Annotated in this window: 18 protein-coding genes; 7 read left to right on the forward strand and 11 right to left on the reverse strand. The window is 73.0% G+C overall.

The window, feature by feature from the left end:
- Window positions 1-109 precede the first annotated feature (109 nt).
- The 5 genes from ACQPXB_RS33425 to ACQPXB_RS33445 all read left to right on the forward strand — a co-directional run bounded on the left by ACQPXB_RS33425 (window position 110) and on the right by ACQPXB_RS33445 (window position 4,742).
- Window positions 110-895 (forward strand): COG4705 family protein, encoded by a 786-nt coding sequence (locus ACQPXB_RS33425; protein WP_386952819.1) that lies wholly within the window; start codon window positions 110-112, stop codon window positions 893-895.
- 4 nt (window positions 896-899) lie between these two features.
- Window positions 900-2,021: a glycosyltransferase family 4 protein gene (locus ACQPXB_RS33430; protein WP_432845682.1), complete on the forward strand. Its 1,122-nt coding sequence runs from the start codon at window positions 900-902 to the stop codon at window positions 2,019-2,021.
- A 254-nt stretch (window positions 2,022-2,275) separates the two neighbouring features.
- On the forward strand, window positions 2,276-3,556 hold the full coding sequence (locus ACQPXB_RS33435) for a MurT ligase domain-containing protein (RefSeq protein ID WP_432845683.1): 1,281 nt from the start codon (window positions 2,276-2,278) through the stop codon (window positions 3,554-3,556).
- The gene (locus ACQPXB_RS33440) at window positions 3,549-4,292 is read left to right on the forward strand and encodes a type 1 glutamine amidotransferase (RefSeq protein ID WP_386952812.1); all 744 of its coding nucleotides are present in this window, start codon (window positions 3,549-3,551) and stop codon (window positions 4,290-4,292) included. The genes ACQPXB_RS33435 and ACQPXB_RS33440 overlap by 8 nt, the downstream gene beginning before the upstream one ends.
- Before the next feature lie 84 nt (window positions 4,293-4,376).
- Window positions 4,377-4,742, forward strand: a complete 366-nt coding sequence (locus ACQPXB_RS33445; protein ID WP_386952809.1) for a hypothetical protein — start codon at window positions 4,377-4,379, stop codon at window positions 4,740-4,742.
- Here the strand turns inward: ACQPXB_RS33445 and ACQPXB_RS33450 are convergent.
- From ACQPXB_RS33450 to ACQPXB_RS33480, 7 genes are all read right to left on the reverse strand, one after another.
- Window positions 4,679-5,515 (reverse strand): undecaprenyl-diphosphate phosphatase, encoded by an 837-nt coding sequence (locus ACQPXB_RS33450; protein ID WP_432845684.1) that lies wholly within the window; start codon window positions 5,513-5,515, stop codon window positions 4,679-4,681. The genes ACQPXB_RS33445 and ACQPXB_RS33450 overlap by 64 nt on opposite strands.
- A 70-nt stretch (window positions 5,516-5,585) precedes the next feature.
- On the reverse strand, window positions 5,586-6,212 hold the full coding sequence (locus ACQPXB_RS33455; protein WP_432845685.1) for a DedA family protein: 627 nt from the start codon (window positions 6,210-6,212) through the stop codon (window positions 5,586-5,588).
- A gap of 80 nt (window positions 6,213-6,292) precedes the next feature.
- On the reverse strand, window positions 6,293-6,910 hold the full coding sequence (locus ACQPXB_RS33460; RefSeq protein ID WP_432845686.1) for an Rv1733c family protein: 618 nt from the start codon (window positions 6,908-6,910) through the stop codon (window positions 6,293-6,295).
- Between the two features lie 123 nt (window positions 6,911-7,033).
- Window positions 7,034-9,052, reverse strand: a complete 2,019-nt coding sequence (locus ACQPXB_RS33465) for a glycosyltransferase (RefSeq protein WP_432845687.1) — start codon at window positions 9,050-9,052, stop codon at window positions 7,034-7,036.
- Complete coding sequence (locus ACQPXB_RS33470; protein WP_432845689.1) at window positions 9,049-9,678, reverse strand: DUF998 domain-containing protein; 630 nt, start codon at window positions 9,676-9,678, stop codon at window positions 9,049-9,051. Before ACQPXB_RS33470 ends, ACQPXB_RS33465 begins: the two co-directional genes overlap by 4 nt.
- A gap of 56 nt (window positions 9,679-9,734) precedes the next feature.
- The gene (locus ACQPXB_RS33475) at window positions 9,735-11,138 is read right to left on the reverse strand and encodes an ATP-binding protein (protein ID WP_432845690.1); all 1,404 of its coding nucleotides are present in this window, start codon (window positions 11,136-11,138) and stop codon (window positions 9,735-9,737) included.
- On the reverse strand, window positions 11,135-11,827 hold the full coding sequence (locus tag ACQPXB_RS33480) for a response regulator transcription factor (protein ID WP_366582755.1): 693 nt from the start codon (window positions 11,825-11,827) through the stop codon (window positions 11,135-11,137). The genes ACQPXB_RS33475 and ACQPXB_RS33480 overlap by 4 nt, the downstream gene beginning before the upstream one ends.
- Before the next feature lie 147 nt (window positions 11,828-11,974).
- Here ACQPXB_RS33480 and ACQPXB_RS33485 point away from each other — a divergent pair, with 147 nt between their 5' ends.
- Both ACQPXB_RS33485 and ACQPXB_RS33490 read left to right on the forward strand, forming a co-directional pair.
- Window positions 11,975-12,676 carry a phosphatase PAP2 family protein gene (locus tag ACQPXB_RS33485; RefSeq protein WP_432845692.1) on the forward strand — a complete coding sequence of 234 codons (702 nt, stop codon included), beginning with the start codon at window positions 11,975-11,977 and terminating at the stop codon, window positions 12,674-12,676.
- 9 nt (window positions 12,677-12,685) lie between these two features.
- Complete coding sequence (locus ACQPXB_RS33490) at window positions 12,686-13,252, forward strand: Chromate resistance protein ChrB (protein WP_432845693.1); 567 nt, start codon at window positions 12,686-12,688, stop codon at window positions 13,250-13,252.
- A gap of 22 nt (window positions 13,253-13,274) precedes the next feature.
- On the opposite strand, the gene ACQPXB_RS33495 is transcribed toward ACQPXB_RS33490, so the two are convergent.
- From ACQPXB_RS33495 to ACQPXB_RS33510, 4 genes are read right to left on the reverse strand one after another with little or no spacing between them, the layout of a single operon-like run.
- Window positions 13,275-13,487, reverse strand: coding sequence for a hypothetical protein (locus ACQPXB_RS33495; RefSeq protein ID WP_366582752.1), 213 nt, complete (start codon window positions 13,485-13,487; stop codon window positions 13,275-13,277).
- Entirely contained in the window at window positions 13,484-14,239 is a 756-nt protein-coding gene (locus tag ACQPXB_RS33500) for a COG4280 domain-containing protein (protein ID WP_366582751.1), read from the reverse strand. Before ACQPXB_RS33500 ends, ACQPXB_RS33495 begins: the two co-directional genes overlap by 4 nt.
- A gap of 57 nt (window positions 14,240-14,296) precedes the next feature.
- Window positions 14,297-15,391, reverse strand: a complete 1,095-nt coding sequence (locus tag ACQPXB_RS33505; protein WP_432845694.1) for an ABC transporter ATP-binding protein — start codon at window positions 15,389-15,391, stop codon at window positions 14,297-14,299.
- Entirely contained in the window at window positions 15,388-16,812 is a 1,425-nt protein-coding gene (locus ACQPXB_RS33510; protein WP_432845696.1) for an ABC transporter permease, read from the reverse strand. Before ACQPXB_RS33510 ends, ACQPXB_RS33505 begins: the two co-directional genes overlap by 4 nt.
- Between the last annotated feature and the right edge of the window lie 206 nt (window positions 16,813-17,018).

The following is a 17,018-nucleotide window of genomic DNA, read 5'->3' on the forward strand; positions in this document are numbered from 1 at the left end:
CGCGGCAATTTTTCCGCAAGCGCAAAACCGGCAAAATGAGCATCGAGAACACCCGCGGAACAATCATTCCGACGTCCCGGAGCACGCCGGCACCTGGGAGGATTTCCCCATGACGACAGCGGAACTGAGCGGCGGCGGCCCGCGCACCGGCCGCCGCACCGCGAGCAAGGTCCCGGAGGTCACCGCGCTGTTCTGGGTGATCAAGGTGCTCACGACGGGCGTCGGCGAGACGACGAGCGATTTCTTCGCGCACAACGTGGATCCCGTGATCGCGGTGGGCGTGGCGGGGCTGGTGCTCGCCGGTTCCCTCGTCGCGCAGTTCCTTTCCCGCACCTACCGCCCTTGGCTGTACTGGACGACCGTGGTGCTGGTCAGCGTGTTCGGCACCATGGCCGCCGACGCCGCCCACGTCGGCTTCGGGGTGCCGTACGCGGTGTCGACGGCGGTGTTCGCGATCGTGCTCGCCGCGGTTTTCCTGCTGTGGCACCGGCTCGAGCGCACCTTGTCCATTCACGACATCACCACTCCGCGGCGCGAGGTGTTCTACTGGCTCGCCGTCGGCACGACCTTCGCGCTCGGCACCGCGCTCGGCGACCTCACCGCCACGACGCTGCACCTGGGCTACCTCGGCTCCGGGGTGGTGTTCGCGGTCGTCATCGCCGTCCCGCCGCTGGCCCGGCGCTTCGCCGGTCTCGGCTCCGTCGCGACGTTCTGGGCCGCGTACGTGGTGACCCGGCCGCTGGGGGCCTCGTTCGCCGACTGGCTCGGCGTCGGACCCGACCGCGGCGGCGTGGGGCTGGGCACCGGTCCGGTGAGTGTCACCTTGCTGCTGGTGATCGCGGCACTGGTCGCGTTCCTGGGCGTGACGCAGGCGTCCGGCCGGCGGGCCCGGTAAGGCCATGCGCATCGCGTTCGTCACCGAGACGTGGCTGCCCTCGACCGACGGGATCGTCACCCGGCTCGTCGCCACCGTGCGCGAACTGCACGCGCGCGGCCACGAAGTCCTGGTGATCGCCCCGGAAGCCGGCGGCCCGAGCACGCTGGCGGGCGCGCGGGTGCGCACGGTCCGGGCGGCCGGCGCGAAGTTCCTCTACGGCGGCAAACGCTGGGGGCTGCCGCTCCCCCGGGTCGGCCGGTACCTGCGCGAATTCGACCCCGACGTGGTGCACCTGGTCAACCCGGCGTTCCTGGGCATCGCGGGGCTGCTCGCCGCGCGGAGGCAGAACCGCCGCACCGTGGCGTCGTACCACACCGACATCGCCCGCTACGCACGTCACTACCGCCTCGGCGCCGCCGTGCCGCTGATCTGGACGATCTTGCGCGCCTTGCACCGGCGCGCGCACCTCAACCTCGCGACGTCGAGCGCGTCGGTCGACGAACTGGCGCGCCACGGCATCCACCGCGTCCGCCTGTGGCCGCGCGGCGTGGACCTCGAGCGCTTCCGCCCCGCACCGCGCCGGCGCACCGACGGGCGTCCGGTCGCGCTGTACGTCGGCCGGCTCGCCTCGGAGAAGGGCCTGCACCGGCTCGCTCCCCTGGCCGCGCCGGCCGGTGGCTTCCGCCTCGTGCTGGTCGGCGACGGCCCGGCCCGCGCCCACCTCGAACGCACCCTGCCGCCGGGCACGGTCTTCACCGGCATGCTCCACGGCGAAGCCCTCGCCGAGGCCTACCGCACGGCCGACCTGTTCGCCTTCCCATCCACAACGGACACCCTCGGGCTCGTGCTGCTGGAAGCGCTCGCCAGCGGCCTGCCCGTCCTCGCCGCGGAAAGCCCGGCGGCGCGCTCGACGCTCGCCGGCACCACGGCCGCCGAGTTCTTCCCCGTCGACCGGCCCGCCGACCTGCCCGCCCACGCCCGCGCCCTGCTGAGCGGCGACCACCGCGCCGAGGCACGCCGCCACGCCGCCGCGTCCGGGTGGGACACCGCCACGGAACGACTCCTGGCGCTGTACGCCGAGACCCTCGGCTCGGCCGCCCGGTGCCGGGCCGGCGCCGCTCGCCGCGCGCACCGGGCCGGCTGACGGCGCAGCCCAACGTTTCCCGGCCGGCCGCCGGTCCTGAAGCAAACCGTGCGCCAACGAGATCTTGCCCGCCGCTGACCTTGTCCACTGTGGATCGACGAGACAGCGTTCGGTTAACCCTGCTCGAACCGGCTCCTGAACCGCACTGGCCTAACGTCGGTGACTGCGGGCTTCGCCACGTCCTCAGCGTCCTCACAGGAGGTCCCGACGAGGGTGACCGCGAACCCCGGTAGGCACGCGAAGGAGATCCAGTGGTGAGCCCCAGTCCGCCGACAGTCCTCGACGCGCGAGCCCCGATCGCGCCGGGTCCGCGGCACCTGCCGGCGCGGACCCGGCTGGCCGTCGCGGCGGCCCGGTCCGCCGCGGCGGTTTCCCGCCGGCTGGGGCTGGGCGCCGGCGGCGTGATCGGCGGGCGGATCGCGCTCCGGCTGGACCCCGGTGTGCTGCGGCAGCTGAGCCGCGATCGCACCGTGGTGCTCGTGACGGGCACCAACGGCAAGACCACGACGGCGTTGATGCTCAGCCGGGTCCTGGAGACGCTCGGCGAAGTCGCGGGCAACGGCGACGGCGCGAACATGCCCGACGGAGTCGTCGCCGCGCTGGTCGCCAAACCGGACGCGCCCGTAGCGGTGCTGGAGGTCGACGAGACCTACCTGTCCGGCGTCGCGGCGCAGGTACGGCCTTCGTGCCTGGTGCTGCTCAACCTCAGCCGCGACCAGCTGGACCGGGTGGGCGAGGTGCGGACGATCGAGCGGGAGTTCCGGGCGATCTCCGCCGCGCTGCCGGACACGACGGTGGTCGCCAACTGCGACGACCCGCTCGTCACCTCCGCCGCCCTCGCCTCGGCGCGGCCGCTGTGGATCAGCGCGGGACAGGGCTGGCACGCCGACGCCGTGGCGTGCGCCCGGTGCGGGCAGGCCATCCACCGCGACGAGGCCGGCTGGCACTGCGTGTGCGGCCTGACCCGCCCGGATCCACTGTGGACCCTGCGGGACGACACGGTGGAAACCGCGGGCGGCACCACGGTCACGCTCGACCTGCGGCTGCCGGGCCGTGCGAACGCCGCCAACGCCGCCGTCGCGGTCGCCGCGGCCGAGCGCCTCGGGGTGTCGCCTCACGTCGCCGTCGCCCAGTTGCGCGCGATCGGCGAGGTCTCGGGACGCTACCGGCGCGCCGTCGTCTCCGGGCGCTCGGTGCGGGTCCTGCTGGCGAAGAACCCCGCCGGCTGGCGGGAAACACTGCCGCTGCTCCCTCCGCGCTCGCCGGTGGTGGTCGCGGTCAACAGCGGAGAGGCCGACGGACGCGACACATCGTGGCTGTGGGACGTGCCGTTCGAGCAGCTGCGCGGGCGCCACGTGGTCGCCTCCGGTGAGCGCGCGACCGACGTGGCCGTCCGCCTCACCTACGCCGAAGTGCGGCACACGCTGTGCCGGGAGCCGCAGGCGGCCATCACGTCGCTGCCGCCGGGTCCCGTCGAGCTCGTCGCGAACTACACCGCCTTCCGCGACGCACAACAACACCTCGGCCATGCCTGACCCGGCGCGGACGCCGCGCGACTCGGCGCTGCGCATCGGCCTGGTGCTGCCCGACATCCTCGGCACCTACAGCGACGCCGGCAACGCGCAGGTCCTGCGGCGCCGGACCCAGTGGCGCGGTATCGCGGCCACCGTCACGGAGATCCGCCACGGCGAACCCGTGCCGTCGTCGCTCGACCTTTACCTGCTGGGCGGCGGCGAAGACGACGCCCAGGCCCTCGCGGTCAACCACCTCCGCGCCCACCCCGGCCTGCAGCACGCGGTCGCGCGCGGCGCGGTGGTGTTCGGCGTCTGCGCCGGGTTCCAGATCCTCGGCACGGAGTTCACCACCTCCGACGGCGTGACGCACACCGGGTTGGGGCTCCTCGACGCGGGCACGGCCCCGGGCAAGCGGCGCGCGGTGGGTGAGGTCGTCGTCGACGTCGCGGCCGAGCTCGGCACCGAACCGCTCACCGGCTTCGAGAACCACCTCGGCCGCACGCGAATCGGCCCCGGCAGCCGCACCCTGGGATCCGTGCGCGCGGGCACCGGCAACGGCGACGGCACCGAGGGCGCCCTCACGGGCCGGGTGCTGGGGACCTACCTGCACGGCCCGGCCCTGGCCCGCAACCCCGCCCTCGCGGACCTGCTGCTGGGCTGGTCGCTCGGCGCGCCGCCCGCGGCGCTGCCGCTGCCGGAGATCGGGGCCCTGCGCCAGGAACGGCTGCGCGCCGCGAAACGCGGCCCGCGTAGGTAAGCGAACGGCAAAGCGTTTTGCCGGACGTTTGCCGGCTCCGTGGCACACTGCCGCGGTTCCGTCGGCGACACCGGAGAGCTGCCCATGCCCGAACCTCACCTGCTGCACGCCGCCCGGCTCGCGGATCTGGCCGACCGGCTCGCCGCGCAGCTCGGAGCTTCGATGCTGGCGGAGGACGCGCCCGAGCCCGACCCGTTGACGCTGGCTGCGTGGCACGCGATGAACGCCCTGCAGCGCGTGGCCGGGCTGCTGCCCGACGGGGATCTTCGCGACGCGCCGATCCTGCGTGAGCGGAGCCTGCACGATCTGCTCGCCCGGGGCCAGGGCATCGTCGCCGCCGCGACGGAAGCCCTGGCCGCGGAAGGCTTCGCGCGACCCGGTGCCGGTCAGGCGGACAGCAGGCCCGACCCCAGCGCGGCCAGCAACGCCACGCCCACGACGACCCGGTAGATCACGAACGCCGTGAACGTGTGCGCCGCGACGAACTTCAGCAGCCACGCGATCGCGGCGTAGGCCACGACGAACGACACGACCGTCCCGACCACGAGCGGCAGCACGTCGACGCCGCCGCCGAGCGCGTCCTTCAGCTCGTAGAGGCCGGCACCGGTCAGGGCCGGGATCGACAGGAAGAACGACAACCGCGTGGCGGCGACCCGGTCGAGGCCCCGCAGGAGGCCGGTCGAGATCGTCGCGCCGGAGCGGGAGAACCCGGGGAACAGCAGGGCGAGGATCTGCGACGAGCCGACCAGCATCGCGTCGGTGAACGTGGTGTCGGCCTCGGCCCGTTTGCCCGTCCCGAACCGGTCCGCGGCCCACATGATCGCGCTGCCGGCGATGAGCGAGATCGCGACGACCCACAACGACGCGAGCGGACCCTTCACCAGCGACTGGAACAGCAGGCCGGCGATGACGATCGGGATCGTGGCGAGGATGACCCACCAGGCGAACTTGTAGTCGTGTTCCTGGCGCGCCCGCGCGTTGACGAGCCCGCGCCCCCACGCCGCGGCGAACCGCACGATGTCGCGGAAGAAGTACACCAGCACCGCGGCGATGGCGCCGACCTGGATCACCGCGGTGAACCCGACCACGGACTGGTCGTCGACCGGGATGCCGAGCAGCCCCTCGGCGATCTTCAGGTGCCCGGTGGAGGACACCGGCAGGAATTCGGTCAGGCCTTCGACGATCCCGAGGATCACGGACTGGCCGAGGTCGATCGCGCTCACCGAGTTTTTCCTTTGCTGACAGTGCTGACGGCGCTGACGGTGCTGCTGAGGGACTTGAGGGGCGGGAACATCAGGAGCCGGCTCCCCGGCGCTGCTTGCGGCTGCGGAGCAGTTCGAGTGCGAGCGGGATCAGCGAGACGACGACCACGAGCGCGATGATGGGGAGCAGGTACTGGTCGATCCCCGGAATGCTCGCCCCGAGAAGATACCCGGCGACCGTGACGCCGACCGACCACAGCAGCCCGCCGAGGACCTGCCACAGGGTGAACGTCCGCGCGGGCACGTCGAGGATGCCCGCGAGCGGGTTCAGCACCGTGCGCACGACCGGGATGAAGCGGGCGAGGACGATCGCCTTCGCGTGGCCGTAGCGGGTGAAGAGCTCTTCGGCTCTGGTCATCCCGCGGTGCAGGTGCACGTTGTTCGTGCGCGCCAGGAGCGCCCGGCCCCCGCGGCGGCCCAGCACGAACCCGGTCTGCGCGCCGAGCAGTGCGCCGGCAACCGCGGCCACCAGCACGAGCGGCAGGGACAGGTGGACGGCGGCCGTGGCGCTGGTGGTGCAGAACAGCCCGGCGGTGAACAGCAGCGAGTCACCGGGCAGGAAAAACCCGATCAGCAGGCCGGTTTCGGCGAACAGGACGAGGAACACCCCCGCCGTGCCGAGGCTCGAGAGCCACGACGTCGCGCTCAACGGGTTCATGCGGGAGACCGCCTTCCGCGGTAGTCCAGATCTTCGACAGGCATGTAGTATTTCTACACCATTGTCGTTTTACGAAGAGATCAGGCGTCCGTCCCGACGCCGGTGAGCCGGCGCCATTCGCGGTCCCAGCCCCGGGCGCGGAGCCGGTCGAGCCACCACCGCGTCGTCACGTACACCAACGCGACCGCCACGACCGCGCAGAACTCGACCGCGACGCCGTACATCAGCGCGACGAACAGCAAGTCGGCGGTGGTCCGCGGCGCCGCTCGCAGCAGGCCCTGGCGGTCGACCCAGATCTTCACCGTCTGAGGTCCGGTGGGGCCGAGCTCGACCGTCAGATCTCCACTGCGAGCCGCCCCGTCCGGTGCGGTCCACATGCCACGGACACGGCGCGTGCCGGGCGAAGCCTCGCTGCCGGCCGTCTGCAGGACGGGTGGGCCTGGGAACACCCTCGCCGTGACCTGGTAACGCACGCCGGCGCGCGCATCCGCCGCCTGATCCGCGGCGAAGACCGACGAAGCGAGCCCGAAGCAGATCGGGACCGACCCGAAGAGCGCCGCGCTCAGCACCAGGATCAGCACGGCCTCGATCCGGTCCCAGATCCGCACCGAGGGCCGCCGCCGCACGGCCGGGCGCACCAGGCGGAGGAAGCGGGCCACCGGGGCGAGGGCCGAACGGGCCGAATCGGGAACTCCCATGATCCGAGAGTGCCCGCGCCCGCACCCGGTGTCCGCCGAATTGGCCGCGATTTTGCTGTGCCCTGGCCGAATCCGGCGGTGGGTCTCGGCGAAGTCCCGGGCGGGCCCGTCGCCCCGGCGCGCTCACGCCACGGACGGCTCGCGCCGCTCGGTTTCCGTCGGCTGCGCCGCGCCGCAGGCCTGGCGGTACACGGAGACGAAGCTCTCGAGCGTGCCGGCGAGATCGTGGCGCGCCACCAGTGCTCGGCTCGCCGCGCCCATCGACGCGCGGGCGCCGGGATCGCCGGCCAGCTCGTCGAGGCGGATGGCGAGGGCGTCGACGTCGCCCGGTGGGTAGAGGTGGCCGTTGACGCCGGGGCGCACGAGGTGCGGCAGCGCCATCGCGTCGGCCGCGACCACCGGCAAGCCGGCCGCCATCGCTTCCATCGTGGCGATGCTCTGCAGTTCGGCGGTGCCGGGCATGCAGAAGATCTGGCAGCAGGCGTAGATGCGGACGAGGTCGGCGTCCGGGACGAAGCCGTGGAAGCAGACGCGGTCGGCCACACCGAGCTCGGCGGCGAGGCTCGTGAGCGCGGCCCGGCACGAGCCGTCGCCGACGATCTCGGCGCGAAGCCGCGGCAGGCGGGCGACGGCGCGGATGAGCTCGTCGACGTTTTTCTCCGCGTCGAGGCGGCCGACGAACAGGACCGCGACGTCACCCGTGGCCGGTGTGGCGCGCTCGGCGTAGTGGGCGAGGTCGATCCCGCACGAGATGACCCCGACGGGACGTTCGAGCCCGTTGCGGGCCAGCAGTTCGGCGGCCCGGGGCGTCGGTGTCGTGACGGTCCCGACGGCGCGGTACACGCGCACCAGGTCGCGCCAGCCGACGCGGATCAGCGCGCGCCGGACCGGCTGCGGCAGCCGGACGTAGCCGAGGAGGTTCTCGGGCATGAAGTGGTTCGTCGCCACCGTCGGGATGCCCCGGCGGTGCGCGGCGGCCAGCAGGGCGCGTCCGACGGAGAAGTGGGACTGGACGTGGACGACGTCGGGCCGCACCCGGTCCAGCACGTCTTCCGCGGCCCGGCGCGCGCCGCCGGGGGTGCTGATCCGGAACGTCGGGTGGAACGGCGTCCCGAAGGCGCGCGCGTCGTGGACGGTGAGGCTGCCGTGGTCCGCGTCGTCACGGCGGGGCCGGGGTCGCAGCACGTGGACGTCGTGTCCCAGGCCGGCCAGGCCGTGGGCGAGCCGGGCGGTGAAGTGGGCGGCGCCGTTGATGTCGGGCGGGAACGTGTCGGCGCCGAGCAGGATCCGGAGTCCGGAGGTGGGCATCGGGGTTTCCTTGTCGTGTTCGGTGGGACTGCTGAGGGAGCCGGCCAGCACGAGCACGCCGAGCACGGCGACCAGCGCCAGGACCAGGCGGGCGGCGGCGAGTGCCGGCACGAGGTGGGGTGCTTCGCCGTAGAGCAGCTGGTCGGCGACGACGGCGGTGAGGGGGTCGAGCACCGTCGTGGCGGCGACCACGACGGCGGTGGGCCCGGCGGCGTGGGCCTGCTGGAGCAGCCAGCCGCCACCGGCGATCAGCGCGCCGCCCGCGAGCGCGAATCCGGCCGCCGCCGGCAGGTGGGGCAGGCTGAGCGCGGCCGCCCGCAGCACCGCGGCACCGAGGCCGAACAACACGGCCGCGGCGGCGGAGCGCCCGAGGCACCGCGCGCGGCCCAGGCAGGCGAGCCCCGCCACGGCCACCGCCGGCCCGGCCAGCACGGCGAGCACCACGGCACTCGTGGTGATGTTCGCGTGCGGGACCGGCGCGGACGCCGAGGTGAGCACGAACCCGGCGACCGCGACGCACACGACCGCCGCGGCGACGCGGATCCGGCGCGCGGTCACCGCGCCTCGCCCGGCGAGCACGGTCAGCACGAGGCTCAGCACGCCGAGCGGCTGCACCACGGCCAGCGGCGCGAGCGACAACGCGGTCAAGTGCAGGGCGGTGCCGGTGACACCGAGGAGGACCCCCGCCCGCCACGTGCGCGACCGCGCCAGCCGCGTGAGCTCGACCCGGCCCGTGACGCTGCTCCGGGTCTGGACGGCCTTGTGTTGCAGGGCAACGGATCCCGCGAAGAAGCACGCACCGAGCAGAGCGAAGCCGACGGCGAGGAGGGTCATCGGGCCACCGCCCGCACCACGAGCGCGATGGTTACCAAGGTGCCAAGCTCCGCGACGAGCGCAGCGCGTTCCAGCAACCCCTCAGGCAGCTCGGACACGAACTGCGCAAGCCCGAACGCCACCGCCGTGGTGAAGGCGAGCCGGGCGCACGAGCGGACTCGCCGCGCGTGGCGGGCCCATCGGGGGTCGGCGCGCAGGAGCCGCGCGAGTGCGCGGCAGGCCAGGGGGAGGCACGCGAACAGCACGGCGCCGCCGAAGCGGTGGATTTCGCCGTGCAGCGTGACGACGGTGGTGCTGGGGTTTTCCCGGAACAGCACCACGAGGAACAGCCCGGCCACCCACAGTCCGAAGAGGACGGACACGGCGCTGTTCCGGGGCAGTCCCGCCAGCTGGGCCGCCACGACGAGGGCGAGCCCGCCGGCGAGCACGAGCAGCACGGCGATCGTGAACAGGGCCCGGCCCGAGCGGTGCAGCGCGTAGTCGCTCACCGGGTCGCGGAACGGGTCGACGCGGTGGGCGAACCCGATGGTCAGCCCGCCCACCAGGGCCAGCGCCGCCGTCCACAGCCCGATCGCGGTCCACGCGATCGGGCTGACCCGAGCGGGCCGGGGCGAAGTGGTCGTCACCCCACCCACGATCGTGAGCCCGGATGAGGAAACGATGAAGATCGGGCCCGGTTTGGTTAAGAACCCCGCACGGGCAGGGCCAGCTCGAAGCGAGCCCCGCCGCGCTCACCGTTCGACGCGCGCACCCGGCCGTGGTGCTGCGCGACGACCTGGTGCACGATCGCCAGCCCGAGCCCCGATCCCGGTTGTGCCCGAGCGGACGCGGCCCGGTAGAAGCGTTCGAACACGTGCGGCAGGTCGGTGTCGGGGATGCCCGGGCCCTCGTCGGTCACCACGAGGTGCACCTCGCCCGGCCCGGCGGCGAGGGTGACGGTCACGGTGCCGCCGGGCGGGCTCCACTTGGCGGCGTTGCCCAGGATGTTCAGCACCGCGCGTTCGAGCGCGGCCGGCCGGCCCCGGACCACGACGGACTCGGCGGCTTCGGTGGACAGGTCGAACCGGATCCCGGGCGCCCGCGGCCGCGCCCGGTCCACCGCGGTGCGCACGACGTCGGCGAGCTCCACGTCTTCCACGTCTTCGGGTGAGTGGTCCCCCGTCGCCAGCTCGACCAGCTCGCCGACCAGGTCGGTGAGCTCGGCGGACTGCGTGTCGAGGTCGGTCAGCAGGCGGGCGTGGTCGTCCGAGGGCAGCCCGGACCGGGTCTGCGCGTGGATGAGCAGCTCGATGTTGTTGCGCAGGCTCGCCAGCGGCGTGCGCAACTCGTGGCCTGCGTCCTCGACCAGGCGGCGCTGTTCGTCGCGCGACGTGGCCAGCGCGGCGAGCATCTCGTTGAACGACTCGGCCAGCTTCGCCAGCTCGCCCCGGCCCTTCACGGTGATCTCGGCCGCCAGCGCCTGGGTGCGCGCGACGTCGCCGGCTGCCGCGGTCAGCGTGTCGACCGGGCGCAACGCCGTTTTCGCGACCGCGCGGCCGATGAGCGCGGCGACCAGGACCCCGGCGAGACCGACCAGCAGTTCCCACAGCCCGAGGTCGGCCAGGGTGTGCTCGACCCCCTCCGAATCTCGGGCGACCTGCACCGCGCCGCCGGCCGGACGCGCGGCGATCCAGACGCGGTAGCGGTCCGACCCGATCCGGTCGACCTCGGAGCCGACCGAGATCGCCCCGGCCGCGACTTGCCGTGCCTGCGCGCCGACCGGAAAGGCGCTCACTTCGCCGGCGGCCCCGGTGGGCGCGCCGGCGGCGTCGACGAACTGGACGGTGAGGCCGACGCCGTGTCCCGGGTCCGTGCTCCGGCCGTCGCGGTCGGCCGAGCGCAAGGTGGCCAGCGCGTCGGCCGGCGACGCGGATTTCGCGGCCACCTGGGCGTAGGCCTGCAGCTGCGCGTCGAACTGCCGGTAGAGGCTCGCCTGCGTCACCAGCCACGAGGTGAGCGAGACGGCGACCACGGCCACGGCGACCGCCGCCACCACGAGCACGGTCAGCCGGGCCCGCAGCGTCAGCTCCGGGAGCCGCCGTTTCACAACGGGTCCTCGCGCAGCACGTAACCGACGCCGCGCACGGTGTGCAGCAGCCGTGGCTCTCCCCCGGCTTCGAGCTTGCGGCGCAGGGAGCCGACGTACACGTCGAGGCCGTTGGACGCCGCGCCGAAGTCGTAGCCCCAGACCTGTTCGAACATCACCGCGCGGGTCAGCACGTGGCGCGGGTTGCGCAGGAAGGTCTCCAGCAACGAGAACTCGGTGCGGGTGAGGCGAAGCGGGCGCGATCCGCGGGTGACCTCCCGTGTCGAAGAGTCGAGCAGCAGGTCGGCGAACGACAGCGGTGGCGGCAGCTCGGTCGTGGCGGAGGCGTAATCCGTGCGGCGCAGCAGGGCGCGGACCCGGGCGAGCAGCTCCTGCAACGCGAACGGCTTGACCAGGTAGTCGTCGGCACCGGCGTCGAGGCCGGCCACACGGTCGTCGATGCCGGTGCGGGCCGTGAGCATCAGGATCGGGACGTGGTTTCCTTCCGCCCGCAGCAGCCGGCAACTGTCTATGCCGCCGAGGACCGGCATGGTCACGTCGAGGATCACGCCGTCGGGCCGCTGCGACCTGACCAGCTCCAGCCCGCGCGCCCCGTCCGACGCGACCGACACCGTGTACCCCTCGAACCGCAGGGTGCGCGACAGCGAGTCCCGCAGCGCGGCTTCGTCATCGACGATCACGACGTGCACTCGCGCCTCCGGTCTCTTCCACCGCAAGCTACCGGCGCGTGGCTGAGCGGACCGTCAGCGTCCGGTTAGCGGCCGGTTAAATCGGCGTGCGAAGCCGTTGACCTCGCGCGAACCTCCCGTTGGTCGTCGGGGACCTAGAGTCGAGCCGTGCAGCCGACCGCGGAACCGGAGGCCGGCGGCCGGGTGCTGGCCCCGGCCGTCGCCGAGGTCGCGACGCTGGTTTTCCTGCTGCTGACGGTCTCGGCGCTGGGAATCCTGCCGTGGACGAAGGGATTCGACCTCGGCGTGCACTCGTGGGTCGTCGCGCACCGCTCCGCCGCGGTGGTCTCGTTCGCCGCGGCCCTGACGAGCACCGCGTCATCGGCGTTCGCCGTGCCGGCGGTGTTCGTCGCCGCGCTCGCGCTGACGCGAGGCTCACTCGGTCCGCGGCTGACGCGCGCCGCCCTGGTCACCGGGGTCGTCGGGTTGGGCGTGTTGTGCCGGTTCGGGCTCTCCGCGCTCATCGCGCGGCCGCGCCCGCCCGAGACCGACTGGGCGGTCGCCGCGTCGGGCCAGTCGTTCCCCTCGGGCCACACCTCGGACGCGATCCTCGCCGCGGGCGTGCTCGCGTGGCTCGCGGCGCAACGGCTGCGCGACCGGCCGGTCCTGCGCGCCGCGTTGTGGGTCATCGCGGGCACCTACGTGGTGGCGATCGCGTGGACGCGGGTGTACCTCGGCGTCCACTGGCCCACCGACGTGATCGGCAGCATCGCCTTCGGAACCGCGTGGCTGTGCGGCGCTCTCGTCGCCCGCCGGACCCTGCTGCCCGGCGGCCGTTCCGGCGCGGAGCCGACGTCCGCGCCCGACTAGGCTGAGGTCGTGTCGGACAACCTCGACCCCACCGCCGCTCACGAGAAGCCGGGCTGGCTCGTCCTGATCTACCGGGTGCCCTCGGAGCCGACCCGGCTGCGGGCGGCCGTGTGGCGCCGGCTCAAGGGACTCGGCGCGATCTACCTGCAGAACTCGGCCGCGGCGTTGCCCGACACCCCCGAAAACGGCCGGGCCCTGCGCAAGCTGCGCCACGAGATCCTCGACATGACCGGCACCGCGGTGCTGCTCTCGTGTGACGTGCTGGCCGGCGAGCAGGAGGTGCTCGCCGCGTTCCAGGCCGCGCGCGACGACGAGTACGAAGAGATCGTCGACAAGTGCCAGGACTTCCACCAGCAGCTGGACAAGGAGTACACGGCGAACCACTTCACCTACGCGGAGCTGGAGGAGAACGAGGAAGACCTCACCAAGCTGCGCAACTGGTTCGCCAAGATCGCCGTGCGCGACGTGTTCGGCGCCCCCGGCCGGGCCGCGGCCGAAGAAGCGCTGCAAACGTGCGTGGACGCGCTGGAGAAGTACGCCAGCCGCGTCTACGACGAAGAAGCCGAGAGCCGCTGACCGGGCCGGCGGCTCCCGTCCTTCAGCTCGCTCGCCGCTTCGCGCGGACGACCCGCCAGACGCTGACCGGCAGGACGAGCACCACCGCCACCGGCAGGATCCACCACGCCGGGATCCCCGCCGCGGCCGCGAAGTAGGTCACGACCAGCGCCACGACCACGGCGAGCGCCGCCCGCCAGTCGTCACCGACGATGAAGTCGTACCAGAACGCGCCGAACCTCTTGAGCCACTTCATCGAGCCCCCTCCAGTCCCGCCGCGACGGCGGTCCGGCGCCGCAGGACGGCCACGAGGCCGAGTGCGAACACCGCGATCGCCGGCACCAGCACGAGAAGCGCCGCGTCGGAACCCGGCCAGGACGCGCCCGCGCCCTCGCTGCCCCAGTAGACGCCGAACGCCGTGAGCATCACGCCGACCACGAACTTCATCGAGTTCTCCGGCACCTTCGCCAGCGGCGCGCGGACCGCGAACCCCGTGACCACCACGACCACCACGGCGGCCGCGGCGGCGATCGCCGCGAGCAGCACGTTGCCCTGGTTGCTGCCGAAGGTGATCGCGATGAACGCGACCTCGAGCCCTTCCAGGAACGTGCCCTTGAACGACAGCGTGAACGCGTACCAGTCGCGGACCCCGGGCCGGCGTTCACCGCCGACGGCCTTCGCCGCGGCCAGCTCCCGGCCGTAGATCTCGTCCTCGTCGTGCAGGGCTTTCAGCCCGCCGGCGCGCAACACGGCCTTGCGCAGCCACTGCAGGCCGAACACGAGGAGCAGGCCGCCGACGACCAGCCGCAGGCCGGTTAGCGGCACGTAGGTCAGCGCCGGCCCGAGTGCCGCGACGATCACCGCGAGCACGACCAGCGCCGCCACCACCCCCTGCCCGGCCGAACGCCAGTCGCGGGCCGTGCCGGCCGCCAGCACGATGGTCAGGGCTTCGACCGCCTCCACCGAACAGGCGAGAAAAACCGCGACGAACAGCGCACCGCCGCTCATCGCCACCTCCTTACCCGGGCTCACGCCCGCTACTCCAGCTGCTGATTCTAACAGCCGTTAGACCTGTTCCATAACATGTGCGATGCACCCGTCCGAAGTGAGGACGACGCGGACTTCGGAGCCGCGCGGCCACGGACGTTCGTCGAACACGGCGGTGAGCTCGCCGCCCGCGGTCGCGACGACGTGGTCGTAACCGCGGCCCCGGTAGGCCACGTCGACGACCGAGCCGTCGAGGGAGCCGTCCTCCCCCGCCTCCCGGTGGGCGACGATGCGCGTCGCCGCCGGCCGGATCAGCAGTCGCGTGCCGTCGCCGGGGCGCAGGTCGCCGACGGCGCGGGCGCGCAGGCGGCGCTCACCCGTGTCGAGCACGACGTACTCGCCGTCCACCCGGGCGACCGTGGCCGCCAGATCGGCGGCGAGCCCGGTGAACCGCGCGACGAAGCGGTTCGCCGGGCGCAGGTACACCGTCTCCGGGCGGGCGTACTGCACGAGCCGGCCGTGGTCGAGGACACCGATCTGGTCGGCGAGCGCGAACGCCTCGGACTGGTCGTGCGTGATGTACACGACGGTCGCGCCGCTTTCCCTGGCCAGGGTGGCGATCTCGACCCGCATCCGCTCCCGCAGGTCGGCGTCCAGATTGGACAGTGGCTCGTCGAACAGCAGCAACGACGGGCGGCCGACCAGCGCCCGGCCCAGCGCGACGCGCTGCTGCTCGCCGCCGGACAGTTCGCTGGGAAACCGCGTCGCGTAGTCGCCCAGGCCGACGCGCTCCAGCATGGCCGTGGCCCGCTTCTCCGCCTCGGGCCGAGCGATCTTCTTGCGCCGCAACGGGTACGCGACGTTGTCCGCGACGGTCAGGTGCGGCCACAGCGCGTAGTCCTGGAACACCATCGCCAGCTCGCGCCGTTCCGGCGGCACGTGCAGCGTGTCGCCGGCGACCAGGCGGTCGCCGAGCAGGATCCGGCCGCCGTGGACGCGCTCGATGCCCGCCACCGAACGCAGCAACGTGGATTTGCCGGAGCCCGACGGGCCGAGCAGGACCACGAACTGCCCGGCTTCGGCGACGAGGGACACCTCGTCGAGCGCGGTCTGGGTGCCGTAGCGCTTGACCAGGTCCCGGAGCTCGAGCCTGGTGGCCGTCGTGGTGTTCACCGGTGCTCCCAACGTCGCCACCCGGCCGGCGTCAGCAGCCGGAACAGGCCCAGCGCCACCCCGATCACCAGGAGGATTCCCAGACAGGCCACCACGAGCGTCGCCGTGCCGCCGGCGAAGTCGTAGCCGTTGACCAAGGTGGTCACCGCCACCGACAGCGGTTGCTGCCCCGGCGGGTAGAGCATCGCCGCGAGCGGCAGCTCCAGCAGCCGGTCGGCGAAGGCCAATAGCCACGCCCACAGCAGGCTGCCGGACAACAGCGGCAGCACCGTGGACTGCCACGCCCGCGCCGGACCCGCACCGTGCACCCGGGCGGCGACCAGCAGTGAGTCCTGCAGCTGCGCGAACGATCCCGTCAGCAGGCGCGAGGTGGCGGGCAGCGCGCCGGCGAGCAGTCCGATCACCAGCAGCGTGAGGGTGCCGTAGAGCTGAATGCCCAGCGAGGTCACCAGCGGCAGGTTGTAGGTGAAGATGTAACCCGCGCCGAGCACGATCGCGGGCAGCCCGAGCGCCGCGAGCAGCAGCAGGTCCAGCGACGCGGCCGTCCTCCCCCGCGCAGCGGAGCCGCGGCGGGAGAGCAGCCGGGCGATCAGCACCCCACCGGCCAGCGCGAGCGTCGCGGTGATCACGGCGAGCCGCACCGACAGCAGTACCGGCGCCAGCAGATCCGCGCGTTCGAACACCTGCCGGTACGCATCGAAGGTGAGGCTGTGCGCGGTCAGGGTGCCGAAGTTGCCCAGCAACGAGGCGAAGACCGTGCCCAGCAGCGGAACGCCCAGCGCCAGCAGGAAGAACGCGGCCAGTCCCGCGAACGCCGCGGGCTTGCGCCAGCCGTGCAGCGCGACGACTCGCACCGGACGGGTCCGGCCCGACAGCACGGCGTAGGACTTGCCGCGCGTCGCCGCGCGCTGCGCGAGCATGGTCAGCGCGACCAGCACCATCAGCAGCCAGCCGATCGCCGCAGCCGTCGGGTAGTCCGACGGGAACGTGGTGACCGCGCCCGCGAGCGCGAACGTCGCGATCGGGAAATGCGCGCCGGCGGCCAGCGTCGAGGCCACGCCGTAGTCGCTGATCGCCTCGGCGAACACGATCGCCAGCGCCGACCACAGCCCGGGCGAGAGCAGCCCGATCATGATCTTCGCCCGCGACCACGGACCGGCGCCGTGCACGCGGGCGGCGTCTTCGAAATCGCGGCCGAGGCCCCGCACGACACCCGACACGGCGAGGAACGCGAACGGCACGCCCCGGCTGCCCAGCACCCAGATGACACCGGCCGGTCCCATCACGAGGTCGCGAAGCCACGAAACGTCGCTGCCGAACAGCCCTGCCAGCACACCATCCTTTTCGACCAGTCGCGTCCAGCCGAGTGCCTCCAAATAGGACGGAGCCAGCAGCAGCGCCCAGATACCCAGCCGCCACACCGGCGCGGCGAAGACCTTGGCGCGGCCGAACAGCAGCGCCAGCGCCGTCCCGAACGCCGTCGCGACCAGAGCCGACGCGCGCCGGTGACGGCGGTGTTCAGCAGGGCCTGCAGGTTGTTGCCGCGCAACGCCGTCGCGAACGGGGCCAGGGTGAACCAGGCGTCGCCCTGGCCGAACAGGCGGGGCGTGAGCGCGACGAGCAGGAA

The sequence above is a fragment of the Amycolatopsis sp. CA-161197 genome, from assembly GCF_050942255.1.
In the GTDB taxonomy this organism is placed as follows: domain Bacteria; phylum Actinomycetota; class Actinomycetes; order Mycobacteriales; family Pseudonocardiaceae; genus Amycolatopsis.